Origin of the sequence: Micromonospora lacuserhaii, assembly GCF_036902735.1 — a bacterium.
Lineage (GTDB): Bacteria > Actinomycetota > Actinomycetes > Mycobacteriales > Micromonosporaceae > Micromonospora.
Genome location: NZ_JBAKHO010000016.1, coordinates 1 through 14,161 on the forward strand (window position 1 = coordinate 1; position 14,161 = coordinate 14,161).

The following is a 14,161-nucleotide window of genomic DNA, read 5'->3' on the forward strand; positions in this document are numbered from 1 at the left end:
TGCTCAGCCTCGGCGGCCACCGACCCGAACTACCCCGCCGATGACCACCCGACCCACACATCCGTCACAAGACCCATATTTATGACGCAGAGGCATACCGCTCACCAGCAAATCCATCTCCAGCCCGCGACACGCCCGGGCACCCCGCACCCCCGCACCACGCGGGACCGCGACGACTACAGCTGCACCCCGGTCAGCACCAGCACCCGCGGCTCGGTGTAGTCCTCCATCGCCGAGCGCAGCCCCTCGCGCCCGACGCCGCTCCCCTTCATCCCGCCGTACGGCATCTGGTCGGCCCGGTACGACGGCACGTCCCCGACGATCACCCCGCCGACCTCCAGGACGCGGCCAGCAAGAAACGCCGTCTGAAGGTTGTGCGTGAACACCCCCGCCTGCAACCCGTACGCCGAGTCGTTGACGGCGGCGAACGCCTCGGCGTCGTCTTGGACCCGGGTGACCACCAGCACCGGCCCGAAGACCTCCTCGGTGCAGACCTTTGCGTCCGCCGGGACCGCGGAGAGCACCGTCGGCGGGTAGGTGGCGCCCTCGCGCCGGCCGCCCACCTCGATGGTCGCGCCCGCCGCGACCGCCTCGTCGACCCACTCCTCCACGCGACGGGCCGCGTCCTCGGACACCAGCGGCCCGACGTCCGTCAGCTCCGAGGACGGGTCCCCGGTGCGCAGTTCCTCGACCGACGCGACCAGCCGGGGCAGGAAGCCGTCGTAGAGCCACTCGTGCACGAAGACCCGCTGCACGGCGATGCAGGACTGCCCGGCCTGGTAGTTGGAGAACATGGCGATCCGGTGCGCCGCGAAGGTCAGGTCCTCGTCCGCCGTCCAGTCGGAGCAGATCACCGCCGCCGCGTTGCCGCCCAGCTCCAACGTCACGTGCTTCTCCGGCACCTGCCGGCGGATCGCCGCGCCCACCGGACCCGAACCGGTGAACGACACCACCGGCAGGCGCGGGTCGGCCACCAGGTCGGCGGCGCGCTCGTTCGGCAGCGGCAGCACCGAGAACATCCCCGCCGGCAGCGCCGTCTCGGCCAGGATCTCCCCCAGCAGCAGCGCCGACAGCGGCGTCGCCGGGGCCGGCTTCACGATGATCGGCGCGCCCACCGCGATCGCCGGGGCCACCTTGTGCGCCACCAGGTTCAGCGGGAAGTTGAACGGGGCGATCCCCAGCACCGGGCCGCGCGGCGCCCGTCGCACCAGGGCGATCCGCCCGGTCGCCGTCGGGTCCGTGTCCAGCCGCTGCAACTCGCCCGAGAAGCGCCGGGCCTCCTCCGCCGCCCAGCGGAACGTCGACACCGCCCGCCCCACCTCGGCCCGCGCCCACTTCACCGGCTTGCCGTTCTCCGCGGTGATCAGCGCGGCGACCTCGTCGGCCCGCTCCGCCAGCCGCCGGGACACGTGGTCCAGGGCCGCCGCCCGCACGTGCGCGGGCAGGGCCGCGGCCTCCGCCGCCACCCCGGCCGCCGCCGCGACCGCGGTCTCGACCTGGTCGGCCGTGGCAAAGGAGGTACGCCCCACCACCCGACCGTCGTACGGATGGGTGACGGTCAGCTCGCCCTCACCGTGAACAGGGCGACCGGCGACATAGCAGGCTCTCGGCTCCACGTTCCGCAGCGTAGACGACGCCCGCCCACACGGAAACAGTCGCCTCAGGCCTTGTGGGCCGCGAATTCAGTAGCCAAGATGGCAGCTAGATTGCGAATACCTCCGCTGACCATCGCCCGGCCACCCCTCGGAGACATCCCTATGAGCGACCAGCAGCAGCTGCGCAACTTCGTCAACGGCGAGTACGTCGATCCGGTGGACGGCGGCTACGCCGACCTGATCGACCCCTGTACCGGCGAGGTCTTCGCCCAGGCGCCCGTCTCCGGGACGGCGGACGTCGACAAGGCGATGCAGGCTGCCGCCACCGCCTTCGAAAGCTGGCGGGACACCACCCCCGGCGAGCGGCAGAAGGCGCTGCTCAAGCTCGCCGATGCCGTGGAGGCACGGGCCGCCGAGCTGGTCGACGCCGAGGTACGCAACACCGGCAAGCCCCGCCAGCTCACCGCCGACGAGGAGCTGCCGCCCGCCGTCGACCAGTTCCGCTTCTTCGCCGGCGCCGCCCGGCTGCTCGAGGGCCGCTCCGCCGGGGAGTACATGGCCGGGCACACCTCCTACGTGCGGCGCGAGCCGATCGGCGTCTGCGCGCAGGTCACCCCGTGGAACTACCCGCTGATGATGGCGGTCTGGAAGATCGCCCCGGCGCTCGCGGCCGGCAACACGGTGGTGCTCAAGCCGTCCGACACCACGCCGGTGTCGACGCTGCTGCTCGCCGAGATCGCGTCCGAGTTCTTCCCGCCGGGCGTGTTCAACGTGGTCTGCGGCGACCGGGACACCGGTCGCGCCCTCGTCTCCCACCCCACCCCGCAGCTGGTGTCGATCACCGGCTCGACCCGCGCGGGCATGGAGGTCGCCAGCGCGGCGGCCCCCGACCTGAAGCGGACCCACCTGGAGCTCGGCGGCAAGGCCCCCGTGGTGCTCTTCGACGACGCGGACGTGGCCGCGGCGGCCGAGGCGATCGCCGTCGGCGGCTACTTCAACGCCGGCCAGGACTGCACCGCCGCGACCCGGGTGCTCGCCGGCCCCGGCATCTACGACGACTTCGTCGCCGCCCTCGCCGAGCAGGCCCGCAACACGAAGACGGGCGCGCCGGACGACGAAGACGTGCTCTACGGCCCGCTGAACAACGCCAACCAGCTCGCCCGGGTGCGCGGCTTCGTCGACCGGCTCCCCGACCACGCCACCGTCGAGACCGGTGGATCCCGGCAGGGCACGCAGGGTTACTTCTACGCCCCCACCGTGGTCAGCGGAGTGCGCCAGCAGGACGAGATCATCCGGGACGAGGTGTTCGGGCCGGTCATCACCGTGCAGCGCTTCTCCGACGAGGACGAGGCGGTGCGCTGGGCCAACGGCGTCGACTACGGCCTGTCGGCCTCGGTCTGGACGAAGGACCACGGCCGGGCGATGCGGATGACCCGCCGGCTCGACTTCGGCTGCGTCTGGGTGAACACCCACATCCCGTTCGTCTCCGAGATGCCGCACGGCGGCTTCAAGCACTCCGGGCACGGCAAGGACCTCTCGGTCTACAGCCTGGAGGACTACACCCGGATCAAGCACGTCATGCACAACATCGAGGGCTGAGATGACTTCCTCCGAGGAACTGCACAAGCGGCGCGGGGCGGCGGTCGCCCGAGGGGTCGGCAGCACCATCTCGTCGTACGTCGACCACGCGGGCGGCGGCACCATCACCGACGTCGAGGGTCGGCAGTGGATCGACTTCGCCGCCGGCATCGCGGTCGCCAACGTGGGCAACTCCGCCCCGAGGGTGGTCGAGGCGGTGCGGGCGCAGGTCGAACGCTTCACCCACACCTGCTTCATGGTCGCCCCGTACGAGTCGTACGTGGCGGTCTGCGAGCAGCTCAACGCGCTCACCCCGGGTGACTTCGAGAAGCGCTCGGCGCTGTTCAACTCGGGCGCCGAGGCGGTGGAGAACGCGGTGAAGATCGCCCGGCACGCCACCGGGCGGCCGGCGCTGGTGGTCTTCGACCACGCGTACCACGGCCGGACGAACCTGACCATGGCGCTGACGGCGAAGAACATGCCGTACAAGCACCGGTTCGGGCCGTTCGCCGGGGAGGTCTACCGGGTGCCGATGTCGTACCCGCTGCGCGACGGGGGGCTGTCGGGGGCCGAGGCCGCCGCCCGGGCGATCGAGATGATCGAGAAGCAGGTCGGCGCGGAGAACGTCGCCGCGCTGCTGATCGAACCGATCCAGGGCGAGGGCGGTTTCGTCGTACCCGCTCAGGGGTTCCTGCCGGCGCTGCGCGAGTGGGCGACGGCGGCCGGGGTGGTCTTCGTCGCCGACGAGATCCAGACCGGGTTCTGCCGGACCGGGGAATGGTTCGCCTGCCAGCACGAGGGCGTCGAGCCGGATCTGATCACCCTGGCCAAGGGCATCGCCGGCGGCCTGCCGCTGGCCGCGGTGACCGGGCGGGCGGAGCTGATGGACGCGGTGCACGTCGGCGGCCTCGGCGGCACGTACGGCGGCAACCCGATCGCCTGCGCCGCCGCGCTCGCCGCCATCGAGACCATGCACGAGCTGGACCTGGCCGCCGCCGCCCGGCGAATCGAACAGGTGATGGGCGAGCGGCTGCGCGCCATCGCCGCCCGCGACCCGCGCATCGCCGAGGTACGCGGCCGCGGCGCGATGCTCGCCGTCGAGATGGTCCAGCCCGGCACCCGCACCCCCGACCCGGCCGCCACGGCAGCGGTGTCGGCGGCCTGCCACGCCGCCGGACTGCTCACCCTGACCTGCGGCACGTACGGCAACGTGCTGCGCTTCCTGCCCCCGCTGGTCATCTCCGACGACGAGCTGGCCCGCGGGCTGGCCATTCTGGACGCCGCCTTCGGCTGACGGTCGGCCGGACCGCCGGCCACTCCCCCGTGGGACGCCGCGGATGTCACCCTCGCCGGTGCCATCCGCGGCGTTTCGCTGTCCGGCCGGCGAAGGGCTCCCTCATGGACCGACGATGTCCTATAGTCCTACTGTCGTAGGACAATAGAAGGGTTGGTCTCGGGTGATCGAGTTCGTGCTGGACAGCCGAACCAAGGTGAACACCTACGTGCAGCTGGTCCAGCAGGTCAAGCAGGCCCTACGGGTCGGACTGCTGGCCGCCGGCGACCAACTGCCGAAGGTCCGCGACGTCGCGCAGTCGTTGGCGATCAACCCCAACACCGTGCTCAAGGCGTACCGCGAGCTGGAGATCGAGGGTCTGGTGGAGGGGCGGCCCGGGGTGGGCACCTTCGTCCGCCGCACCCTGGCCGGCCCGTCCCTCGCCGATCAGGCGGGGCTGCGTGAGGAGCTGGTGGCCTGGCTGCATCGCGCCCGAGCCGCCGGCCTCACCCCGGAAGACGTCACCGCCCTGATCGAAACCACCATGCGGGCCGCGCTCACCGCCGACACACCGCGCGCCGAACCCGCCCCAGCAGGATGAGAGGACACCTGATGGAGATCGCGTTGGAGGCCGACCAACTCGGCAAGCGGTACGGCAGAACCTGGGCGCTGCGGGACTGCTCGCTGCGCCTGCCCGCCGGGCGGATCGCCGCCCTCGTCGGCCCCAACGGCGCCGGCAAGAGCACGCTGCTGCACATGGCCGTCGGCCTGCTGCGGCCGGACGCCGGGACAGTAAGGATCTTCGGTCAGGCGCCGTACGACAACCCGGCGGTCCTGCCCGAGGTGGGCTTCGTCGCGCAGGACACCCCGCTGTACCGGGACTTCACCGCGGCGGAGCTGGTCCACCTGGGCAGCCGGCTGAACAGACGCTGGGACTCGGCCCTGGCCCGCAACCGGCTGGCCCAGGTCGGCATCCCACCGAACCTGCCGGTCGGCAAACTGTCCGGTGGGCAACGCGCCCAGGTCGCGCTGGCTCTCGCATTGGCCAAGCGGCCACGGCTGCTGCTGCTGGACGAGCCGGTCGCCAGCCTCGATCCGCTCGCCCGGCGCGAGTTCCTCCAGTCCCTGATGGGCAGCGTGGCCGAATCCGACACGACCGTGCTGCTCTCCTCGCACCTGCTGGCCGACCTGGAACGAGTCTGCGACTACCTGATCGTGCTGCACGCGGCGCGGGTGCAGGTCCTCGGCACGGTCGACGACCTGGTGGCCGGGCACCGGCAGCTCGTCGGGCCCCGGCACGACGGCGGGCCGCTCGGCGGCGTCGCCACGGTGGTCCGGGCCAGCCACACCGACCGGCAGTCGACCCTGCTGGTCCGCACGGACGGTCCGATCACCGACCCGTCCTGGAGCGTCCGCGAGGTCGGCCTGGAGGACGTCATCCTGGCCTACCTGGCCGACGGTGAGACGACCACCCGGCACGCCGAGTGGGAGGTGCCGGCATGATCTGGCTGGCGTGGCGACAGCACCGCAGGCAGGCACTGGTCACCCTGCTCGGGTTCGCGGTGCTCGCCGCCGTGATGATCCCGATCGGCCTGTCGATGCGGCACACGTTCGCCGACCTCGGGTTGCCGGAGTGCGTCCGGCAGCTGTCCCGCACCGACGTGACCCCGGCGACCACCGAGGGCTGCGAGGCGACGTTCCGCCGGTTCACCAACCGGTACGGCAGCCTGAACCTGGTCGCCGTACTCCTGCTCGTCCTGCCGATGCTGGTCGGCCTGTTCTGGGGCGCCCCGCTGGTCGCCCGCGAGGTGGAGCAGGGCACGCACCGGTTCGCCTGGACCCAGGGGATCGGCCGCCGGCACTGGGCGCTGGTGAAGTTCGGTCTGGTCGGCGCGCTGACGGTGGGCGCGGCGGTCTGCTACGGGCTGGGCATGTCCTGGTGGGTCAGCCCGTTGACCCAGGCGGCCGGGGAGGGACGCTTCGGCTTCATCGTCTTCGACCTGCAGGGCATCGCGCCGATCGGTTACACCCTCTTCGCCGTGGCGCTCGGCATCTTCGCCGGCACCTTCTGGGGTCGGATGCTGCCGGCCATGACCGTCACCCTGGTCGGGTTCATCGGCGTCCGGGCGGCGGTGGCGATCCTTGTCAGGCCGCACTATCAGCCGGCCCGCACGCTCACCTTCCCGGTGGAGGGGACCGGGCCGGCGCAGCGGCACCGGGGCGACTGGGTCCTGGCCAGCGGGGTCCGCAGCGCCGACGGGAAGATGGTGGCCGCCGACAGCCAGATCCAGTGCGCGCCGCCCGGCCAGGGGCCGCGCGAGCGCGTCTGCGGGGCGGACCTCGGTCTCGGGCCCGGTGCCTACAACTGGCGTCTCTATCAGCCGGCGGACCGGTTCTGGCTGTTCCAGGGCATCGAGACCGGGATCTTCGTGGCCCTGGCGGCGCTCCTGCTGTTCCTGGCCCTGCGCCGGATCCGCCGCATCGCCTGAGCCGCGGTCCTCATCCGCTCCGGTGGAACACCATGGCTGTCACCGCACCCCGGAGACAGCCATGGTGTTCCGCCCGTCGCCGGACCGGTCAGAGGTCAGCGCAGCAGCTCGACCGTGTTGCGGCGAACGAGGTTCTTGCCGGGCTCGCGGATCAGGTCCATCGCGGCGGCGTTGAGCAGCACGCAACTGCCCGACGGCCCGGCCACCGTCACCGTCGCGGCCTTACCGTTGTCCAGGTTCGTCACCCGCAGCCGGGTGCCGACGGGGAACCGACCGCTGGTCGCGGCGGGCGCACCGCCCTCGGCGGAGAAGGTGATCGACCCGCTGCACGCGCTGGCCGCCGCCGGCGCGGACCCGGCGCCGGGACGGGCGTCACCGGGTCGGGCCTCCCCCGGCTGGTCGCCCCGGCCGGGGCGGGCCGAGCTGCCGGGCGTCACCCCACCGTCGAGGCGTTCCACCAGGTTGCGCCGGACGACGTTCTTGCCGGGCTCGCGGATCAGGTCCATCGCGGCGGCGTTGAGCAGCACGCAACTGCCCGACGGCCCGGCCACCGTCACCGTCGCGGCCTTGCCGTTGTCCAGGTTGGTCACCCGCAGCCGGGTGCCCAGCGGGAACCGGTCGCTCGTCGCGGCCGGGGCGCCCGCCTCGGCCGAGAACGTGACGGCTCCCTGGCAGGCGCTCTGTCGTTCGGGCGTGGTGGCGGCGAACCCGAGCCCGGTCCCGACCGCGACCGCCGCCGCGGCGACCGCCGCCACCCCACCCGCCAGCACGTGCTTCCGCTGCACCTTCACCACATCTCCCGTCGTTGCTCGATCACCTACGACGACGGGTACGGGCTGGGAGCACTGCCCGGTTCACGCTTACCGAAAAGTAAGTGGGAAGATCACCGTCTGCCGATGCCCAGGGTGCTCTGCGTGGGCAGCATCCCGGAGGCGACCACCGCCTGGGTCACCGGCGCGACCAACTGGGCGAGCCGACCGACGGCCGGCCCGAGCGCCCGCCACGGCCCGGCGGCCAGCTCGTCGGTACGCCGTTCCACCTCGTCGCGCAGCGCGCGACCGGATGCGGTCGCCAGCCCGGACGCGTCGACCAGGCCCCGGGCGGCGAGCCGTTCCCGGGCCGCGGCCCACTCGTCCGCCGTCCAGCGCCGGCTGGCGAAGACCTCGACGGGGGCGGCCCCGACGGCGGCGAAGGAGACCAGCGCCTCGGTCGGGTCGAGGCCGGCGGTGAGCAGCGCCGCCACGTGCCCGTCGCCGCGGTGCTCGCGCAGGACGGTGGCCGCCTGCCAGAGCGCCAGGTGCGGGGCGTCCGGCCAGGGCAGGTCGGCGTTGGCGGCGGCCAGCGGACGACCGGCCAGGTCGGCGGCCTCGGCCGCGCGGCGGGCCAGCGTGGCGGCCTCGGCCAGCTCGGGCGAGTCGACCCGGTCGCCGAGCAGGGCACGCAGCGCCCGGTCCACCCCGGACAGCCGGGCGTCGAGGACCTTGGCCGGGTCGGCGGCCGACCAGATCGCCGGGACGTACTCGGCGACCATGCGCGGGTTGAAGCTGTAGTAGGTGGCGGTGACCAGCTCCGGCCCGGCCGCGCCGAGCGGGGCGGAGCGCAGGGCGAAGTAGCCGGGCCAGCGCTCGTCGGTGGCCAGCCCGAGGGCCGCGGCCTCCTCGGTCAGTTCCGGCGCGTAGTAGACCAGTGCGTGCACCGGCTCGATGAGCTGCCACAACCGTCGCACCATGGCGAGTTCCATCTCGACCTCCCCGAGTTATCTTGTCGTTGTCAAGTTACTGGCGAGGAGCGGTACTTGTCAATGACAAGATGCGGGCGAAGAGGTGGGCCCGGGAGACGTCCCGGGCCCACCGGTGGCTCAGATGTCGTTGTGCCAGCCGCGCCTGATCTCGCCCGCCGGCCTGGGCTCGCCCCTGCCGACCACCCGCCAGAAGCGGTCCGGCTCGGCGTGGTCGCGCAGCGAGACCTCGACGCCGACCCGTACCCGGCGGTCGTCGGCCACCCAGGCGACCAGGTGACGGTCGTCGCTGACCAGTTGAAGTTGCACCATCATCCGTTCCCGCGTCCCGACCATCACGACCGCCCTCTCCGTGCCGTCCCGCCACCGCGCTGTGCGGAGCGGCACCCAGCATGAGCCGACGACAATCGACCGGGCAATCGCTATTGGCGATCCGGGGTGAGCTGCGCCACGATGGGCGCGAGGAGGTCGCCGATGGCTGACCCGTGGCTCGCCCTGGAATTCGGCGCCGATCCGGCCGAGCGGATCGCGCAGGTCGGCGCCGCCCACGAAGCGTTCCTCACCGCCGGCACCACCCCCGCCCGGGTCCGCGAGGTGGTCCGGCGCTCCTGGGAACGCTCGGCGCTCCTCGACCCGGAGGCCACCGCCCCCGTCGACCTCACCGACGACGCACTGGAGCACTACCGCGCCGCCCACCCGCTCGCCCAGGTGCTGCCGCTCTTCCGCGACCTGCTCGGCGGGATCGCCCAGGACGGGGCGCACCTGATGGCGGTCTGCGACGCGTACGGGCGGCTGCTCTGGGTGGAGGGGCACCCCGGGGTGCTCCGGCACGCCGAGCGGATGAACTTCGTTCCCGGCGCCCGCTGGGACGAGGAGCACGCCGGGACCAACGCGCCCGGCACCGCCCTCGCCGTCGACCACTGCGTGCAGATCTTCGCCACCGAGCACTTCGTCCGCCCGGTGCAGCGCTGGACCTGCGCCGCCGCGCCGATCCACCACCCGGCCACCGGCCGGCTGCTCGGTGCGGTCGACATCACCGGCGGCGACCACCTGGCCACCCCGCAGAGCCTCGCCCTGGTCCGGGCCACCGCCCGGGCCGCCGAGGCGTTCCTGGCCGGCGCCGAACCGGTCGAGCCGGACGTGATCCAGGTGGCGACGCTCGGCCGGGACGAGGCCGAGCTGCGGATCGGCGGGCGTCGGGTCCGGCTCGGCCGCCGGCACAGCGAGCTGCTGGTGCTGCTCCTCGACCACCCAGAGGGGCGCACCGGGGAACAGCTCGGCCTCGACCTCTACGGCGACGACCGGCTGCACCCGGTCACCCTGCGCGCCGAGCTGTCCCGGCTGCGCCGGGCGCTCGGCCCGGAACTGCTCGGCTCCCGCCCGTACCGGCTGCGCGGGACCGTGCGCGCGGACTTCCGTACCGTCGGCGACCTGCTGGAACGCGGCGATGCGGCGGGGGCGCTCGACGCGTACCCGGGAAGTCTGCTGCCCGGCTCCGACGCGCCGGGAGTGGCGCGACTGCGCCGGCGGATCGACGGGCAGCTACGCGCGGCCGTGCTGGCCGCCGCGGATCAGGCGCTGCTCGCGGCCTGGACCGCGACGCCCGCCGGCGCCGACGACCTCACCGCCTGGCAGGCCCTGGCGCGGGCCCTGCCGCCGGGCGCGCCGCGCCGGCCGCTCGCCGTGGCGCGCATCCGCCAGCTCGCCCAGGAGTACGACCTGCCAGGCGCAACGTTCCTGCAACGTCGGTGAAACTAGGGTCCCGCCAACCACCCCACACGGACGGCGGAGGTACCCATGGCGCGCTACGACGCCCCCACCCACTGGCAGTCCCGGTACGACCACTACATCGGCGGCGAATACGTGAAGCCGCACCGCGGCCAGTACTTCGAGAACCCCAGCCCGGTCACCGGCCAGACCTTCTGCGAGGTGGCCCGCGGCACGGCGGAGGACGTCGAGAAGGCGCTCGACGCCGCGCACGGCGCCGCCGACGCCTGGGGACGCACCTCGGTCGCCGACCGGGCGCTCATCCTCAACAAGATCGCCGACCGGATGCAGGAGAACCTGGAATCCCTCGCCGTCGCCGAGACCTGGGAGAACGGCAAGCCGGTACGCGAGACGCTGGCCGCCGACATTCCGCTGGCCATCGACCACTTCCGCTACTTCGCCGGCGCGATCCGGGCCCAGGAGGGCTCCCTGGGCGAGATCGACGACGACACCGTGGCGTACCACTTCCACGAGCCGCTCGGCGTGGTCGCGCAGATCATCCCGTGGAACTTCCCGATCCTGATGGCCACCTGGAAGCTCGCGCCCGCGCTGGCCGCCGGCAACACGGTGGTGCTCAAGCCGGCCGAGCAGACCCCGGCGTCGATCCACTACTGGCTGTCGCTCGTCGCGGACCTGCTCCCGCCGGGCGTACTCAACATCGTCAACGGCTTCGGCGTCGAGGCGGGCAAGCCGCTGGCGTCCTCGCCCCGGGTGGCGAAGGTGGCGTTCACCGGCGAGACCACCACCGGGCGGCTGATCATGCAGTACGCCAGCGAGAACATCAAACCCGTCACCCTGGAACTGGGCGGCAAGAGCCCGAACATCTTCTTCGACGACGTGAGCGCCGCCTCCGACGACTTCCTGGACAAGGCGCTCGAAGGCTTCACCATGTTCGCCCTCAACCAGGGCGAGGTCTGCACCTGTCCGTCCCGGGCGCTCATCCAGCAGGGCCACTACTCGGACTTCCTCGCCGCGGCCGTCGAGCGCACCAAGGCGGTGAAGCAGGGCCACCCGCTGGACACCGACACGATGATCGGCGCGCAGGCCTCCAACGACCAACTGGAGAAGATCCTGTCCTACCTGGACATCGGGCGGCAGGAGGGCGCGAAGGTGCTCACCGGCGGTTCCCGGGCGGACCTCGGCGGGGAACTGTCGGGCGGCTACTACGTCGAGCCGACGATCTTCGAGGGCGACAACTCGATGCGGATCTTCCAGGAGGAGATCTTCGGGCCGGTGGTCTCGGTGACCTCCTTCGCCGACCTCGACGACGCCGTGAAGATCGCCAACGACACGCTCTACGGGCTCGGCGCGGGCGTGTGGAGCCGGGACATGAACACCGCGTACCGGGCCGGGCGGGCGATCCAGGCCGGCCGGGTCTGGACGAACTGCTACCACGCCTACCCGGCGCACGCCGCGTTCGGCGGGTACAAGCAGTCCGGCATCGGCCGGGAGAACCACAAGATGATGCTGGAGCACTACCAGCAGACCAAGAACCTGCTGGTCAGCTACTCCACAAAGAAGCTGGGCTTCTTCTGATGGCTGCCGCTTCCGACGGTGCCGCGGCTCCCGGTGTTCCGGGGGCCGCGGCAGCGCCGCCCGTCTCGGTGACCCCCGCGGCGGCCGAGCTGATCCGGTCGCTGCGGGACCGGCACGGGCCGCTGATGTTCCACCAGTCCGGCGGCTGCTGCGACGGCAGCGCCCCGATGTGCTACCCGGCCGGCGAGTTCCGCACCGGCGGCTCGGACGTCCTGCTGGCGGCACTCGACGTGGACGGCGTGCCCGAGCCGGTCGAGTTCTGGATGTCGTCGTCGCAGTGGGAGCTGTGGAAACACACCCGGCTCACGGTCGACGTGGTGCCCGGCCGGGGCAGCGGCTTCTCGCTGGAGGCGCCGGACGGGGTCCGCTTCCTCATCCGCTCCCGCCTGGCACCCTGACGCCCCGGGTCCTCGCGGCGGAGCCCGGGCTCCGCCTCGGGTCCTCGCGGCGGAGCCCGGGCCAAAGATTCCTCCACCTCAACTCTGCCCCTCCCGACCCGGCGATCCGGTGCGGGTCGTGACCGAGTGCGGCAACCAGCGATGAGCGCAGAAGCCGACCGGCCAACACAAAAAGGGACTTCCGACTCTTCGCTGACTGATCTGGACAGCGGACGATGGAGCTGCCAGGGCGCGAACCGGGCGACCATGCCCGCACTCGGCGCCCCTTTGGGAGGTGACCCAGATGAACGGGTCATGGTCAACAGATCAGAGACCGCGCAGCGGAACGAGGAGGATCCGTACGGGGCTGGCCGCCCTCGCGGTCATGGCACTGACCGCCCTGGGTGCGGCGGTTGCGTCCCCGGCCCAGGCCGCGGACAGCGCCCCCTACCAGGCGACGGTCTTCACCAAGGGGTACGACACGTCGAACCGCGTCACGCTCACGTTCGACGCGGACTGGCCGACCCAGGACAACGCCGTGAGCAAGGCCAACCTGGCGAAGGTCCTGCAGACGCTGAGCGCGAACGGCATCACCGCCGGGTTCGGGCTCACCGGGCGGTACGTGGAGCAGAACCCTGTCGACGCGCGCGCCATCGCCGCCGCCGGCCACAAGGTCATCAACCACAGCTACGACCACCCCAACTTCCTGAACCTCACGCAGGCTCAGCGGTGGTCGCAGCTGGACCGCGCCGAGGCTGCCCTCAAGGCTGCCGGTCTCGCGTCGGCCGGCTGGTTCCGTACGCCGTACCGGGCCGGCTACCTGGACTCGGGCGTGAACCGGGACCTGGCCCTGCGCGGGTACTACATCAACTTCGACTGGACCTACGACACCACCGGCTACCGGGCGGCGTCGTGGTCGGTGATCAGCTCGCGGATCGACGCGTACACCGTGCCGGGCGCGATCCTGGTCATGCACATCAGCGCGCCGTCGACGGACCCGATGTACCTGCAGAACACCATCGACAAGCTGCGCGCCAAGGGGTACACCTTCGCCAGCCCGTACCAGGCGACGACGTGGGGTGCCATCCGGACCAGGTATCTGGCGCTGGGCGGCCCTAAATCGGCCTTCGGGGCTCCCATCACCGGGAAGATGACCGCCACCACGAGTGACACCGCGGTGCAGTGGTTCCAGCAGGGCCGGATCTACTGGCGCAGCGACGCCAGTGGCGCCTACTACGTGTTCGGCGGCATCCTCAACAAGTACCGCTCGCTGGGCACCGTGAACGGGTTCCTGCGCTTCCCGACCACCGACCAGCTGGCGGGGGCGAACGGCGGCAGGTACAACCACTTCCAGGGCGGGTCCATCTACTGGACCTCGGCCACCGGGGCACACGAGGTGCACGGCGGCATCCGGACCAAGTGGGCGTCGCTGGGCTGGGAGCGCGGGTTCCTCGGCTACCCGCGCAGTGACGAGGTCGCCGTGACGAACGGGCGTGCCTCCCAGTTCCAGGGCGGCAACATCTACTGGTCCTCCACCACCGGAGCCCACGAGGTGCACGGCGCGATCCTCACCCGCTACCTCAGCCTCGGTGGCACCGGGAGCCGGCTCGGGTTGCCGACCACGGACGGGTACGCCGTCTCGGTCGGCCAGCGCAGCGACTTCCAGCACGGCTCGATCATCTACAACACCACGACGGGCACCATCACGGTCATCTACCGGTGACCCGCCGATCCGGCCCACCTCACCCTGAGGTGGGCCGGCTGCTGCCCGCCGCGCCGGACTCGATCAGCCCCGACACGACGGCGGG

13 protein-coding genes are annotated in these 14,161 nt (G+C 72.1%); 9 read left to right on the forward strand and 4 right to left on the reverse strand.

What is annotated here, in order from left to right:
- Nucleotides 1–176 precede the first annotated feature (176 nt).
- Entirely contained in the window at nucleotides 177–1,616 is a 1,440-nt protein-coding gene (locus tag V6U81_RS13420) for an aldehyde dehydrogenase family protein (protein WP_334488785.1), read from the reverse strand.
- A 141-nt stretch (nucleotides 1,617–1,757) separates the two neighbouring features.
- Here V6U81_RS13420 and V6U81_RS13425 point away from each other — a divergent pair, with 141 nt between their 5' ends.
- The 5 genes from V6U81_RS13425 to V6U81_RS13445 all read left to right on the forward strand — a co-directional run bounded on the left by V6U81_RS13425 (nucleotide 1,758) and on the right by V6U81_RS13445 (nucleotide 6,935).
- Nucleotides 1,758–3,194 carry a gamma-aminobutyraldehyde dehydrogenase gene (locus V6U81_RS13425; protein WP_334488788.1) on the forward strand — a complete coding sequence of 479 codons (1,437 nt, stop codon included), beginning with the start codon at nucleotides 1,758–1,760 and terminating at the stop codon, nucleotides 3,192–3,194.
- Between the two features lies 1 nt (nucleotide 3,195).
- Nucleotides 3,196–4,467 carry a 4-aminobutyrate--2-oxoglutarate transaminase gene (gene gabT, locus V6U81_RS13430; RefSeq protein WP_334488791.1) on the forward strand — a complete coding sequence of 424 codons (1,272 nt, stop codon included), beginning with the start codon at nucleotides 3,196–3,198 and terminating at the stop codon, nucleotides 4,465–4,467.
- A gap of 163 nt (nucleotides 4,468–4,630) precedes the next feature.
- Nucleotides 4,631–5,047, forward strand: coding sequence for a GntR family transcriptional regulator (locus tag V6U81_RS13435; RefSeq protein ID WP_334488793.1), 417 nt, complete (start codon nucleotides 4,631–4,633; stop codon nucleotides 5,045–5,047).
- Nucleotides 5,048–5,058: 11 nt separating this feature from the next.
- The gene (locus V6U81_RS13440; RefSeq protein WP_334488796.1) at nucleotides 5,059–5,949 is read left to right on the forward strand and encodes an ABC transporter ATP-binding protein; all 891 of its coding nucleotides are present in this window, start codon (nucleotides 5,059–5,061) and stop codon (nucleotides 5,947–5,949) included.
- Nucleotides 5,946–6,935: a transporter gene (locus tag V6U81_RS13445; RefSeq protein WP_334488799.1), complete on the forward strand. Its 990-nt coding sequence runs from the start codon at nucleotides 5,946–5,948 to the stop codon at nucleotides 6,933–6,935. The genes V6U81_RS13440 and V6U81_RS13445 overlap by 4 nt, the downstream gene beginning before the upstream one ends.
- A 95-nt stretch (nucleotides 6,936–7,030) precedes the next feature.
- Here V6U81_RS13445 and V6U81_RS13450 read toward each other — a convergent pair whose 3' ends face one another.
- From V6U81_RS13450 to V6U81_RS13460, 3 genes are all read right to left on the reverse strand, one after another.
- A complete protein-coding gene (locus V6U81_RS13450) occupies nucleotides 7,031–7,726 on the reverse strand; it encodes a hypothetical protein (RefSeq protein WP_334488801.1) in 696 nt (231 codons plus the stop codon).
- A 92-nt stretch (nucleotides 7,727–7,818) separates the two neighbouring features.
- The gene (locus tag V6U81_RS13455; protein WP_334488803.1) at nucleotides 7,819–8,676 is read right to left on the reverse strand and encodes an SCO6745 family protein; all 858 of its coding nucleotides are present in this window, start codon (nucleotides 8,674–8,676) and stop codon (nucleotides 7,819–7,821) included.
- Between the two features lie 117 nt (nucleotides 8,677–8,793).
- Complete coding sequence (locus V6U81_RS13460) at nucleotides 8,794–8,985, reverse strand: hypothetical protein (RefSeq protein ID WP_334488806.1); 192 nt, start codon at nucleotides 8,983–8,985, stop codon at nucleotides 8,794–8,796.
- A gap of 162 nt (nucleotides 8,986–9,147) precedes the next feature.
- On the opposite strand from V6U81_RS13460, the gene V6U81_RS13465 reads away from it, so the two are divergent.
- The 4 genes from V6U81_RS13465 to V6U81_RS13480 all read left to right on the forward strand — a co-directional run bounded on the left by V6U81_RS13465 (nucleotide 9,148) and on the right by V6U81_RS13480 (nucleotide 14,076).
- Nucleotides 9,148–10,425: a GAF domain-containing protein gene (locus tag V6U81_RS13465; RefSeq protein ID WP_334488809.1), complete on the forward strand. Its 1,278-nt coding sequence runs from the start codon at nucleotides 9,148–9,150 to the stop codon at nucleotides 10,423–10,425.
- 45 nt (nucleotides 10,426–10,470) lie between these two features.
- Nucleotides 10,471–11,976 carry an aldehyde dehydrogenase gene (gene adh / locus V6U81_RS13470; protein ID WP_334488811.1) on the forward strand — a complete coding sequence of 502 codons (1,506 nt, stop codon included), beginning with the start codon at nucleotides 10,471–10,473 and terminating at the stop codon, nucleotides 11,974–11,976.
- Nucleotides 11,977–12,044: 68 nt separating this feature from the next.
- Nucleotides 12,045–12,374 carry a DUF779 domain-containing protein gene (locus tag V6U81_RS13475; protein WP_334488813.1) on the forward strand — a complete coding sequence of 110 codons (330 nt, stop codon included), beginning with the start codon at nucleotides 12,045–12,047 and terminating at the stop codon, nucleotides 12,372–12,374.
- Nucleotides 12,375–12,738: 364 nt separating this feature from the next.
- Nucleotides 12,739–14,076, forward strand: coding sequence for a polysaccharide deacetylase family protein (locus V6U81_RS13480; protein ID WP_334488816.1), 1,338 nt, complete (start codon nucleotides 12,739–12,741; stop codon nucleotides 14,074–14,076).
- Nucleotides 14,077–14,161: the final 85 nt, after the last annotated feature.

Coding starts and splice junctions, on each gene's coding strand:
- V6U81_RS13425 (WP_334488788.1), top strand. CDS start 1,758: ATGAGCGACCAGCAGCAGCTGCGCAACTTCGTCAACGGCGAGTACGTC.
- gabT (WP_334488791.1), top strand. CDS start 3,196: ATGACTTCCTCCGAGGAACTGCACAAGCGGCGCGGGGCGGCGGTCGCC.
- V6U81_RS13440 (WP_334488796.1), top strand. CDS start 5,059: ATGGAGATCGCGTTGGAGGCCGACCAACTCGGCAAGCGGTACGGCAGA.
- V6U81_RS13445 (WP_334488799.1), top strand. CDS start 5,946: ATGATCTGGCTGGCGTGGCGACAGCACCGCAGGCAGGCACTGGTCACC.
- V6U81_RS13455 (WP_334488803.1), bottom strand. CDS start 8,676: ATGGAACTCGCCATGGTGCGACGGTTGTGGCAGCTCATCGAGCCGGTG.
- V6U81_RS13460 (WP_334488806.1), bottom strand. CDS start 8,985: ATGGTGCAACTTCAACTGGTCAGCGACGACCGTCACCTGGTCGCCTGG.
- V6U81_RS13465 (WP_334488809.1), top strand. CDS start 9,148: ATGGCTGACCCGTGGCTCGCCCTGGAATTCGGCGCCGATCCGGCCGAG.
- adh (WP_334488811.1), top strand. CDS start 10,471: ATGGCGCGCTACGACGCCCCCACCCACTGGCAGTCCCGGTACGACCAC.
- V6U81_RS13480 (WP_334488816.1), top strand. CDS start 12,739: ATGGCACTGACCGCCCTGGGTGCGGCGGTTGCGTCCCCGGCCCAGGCC.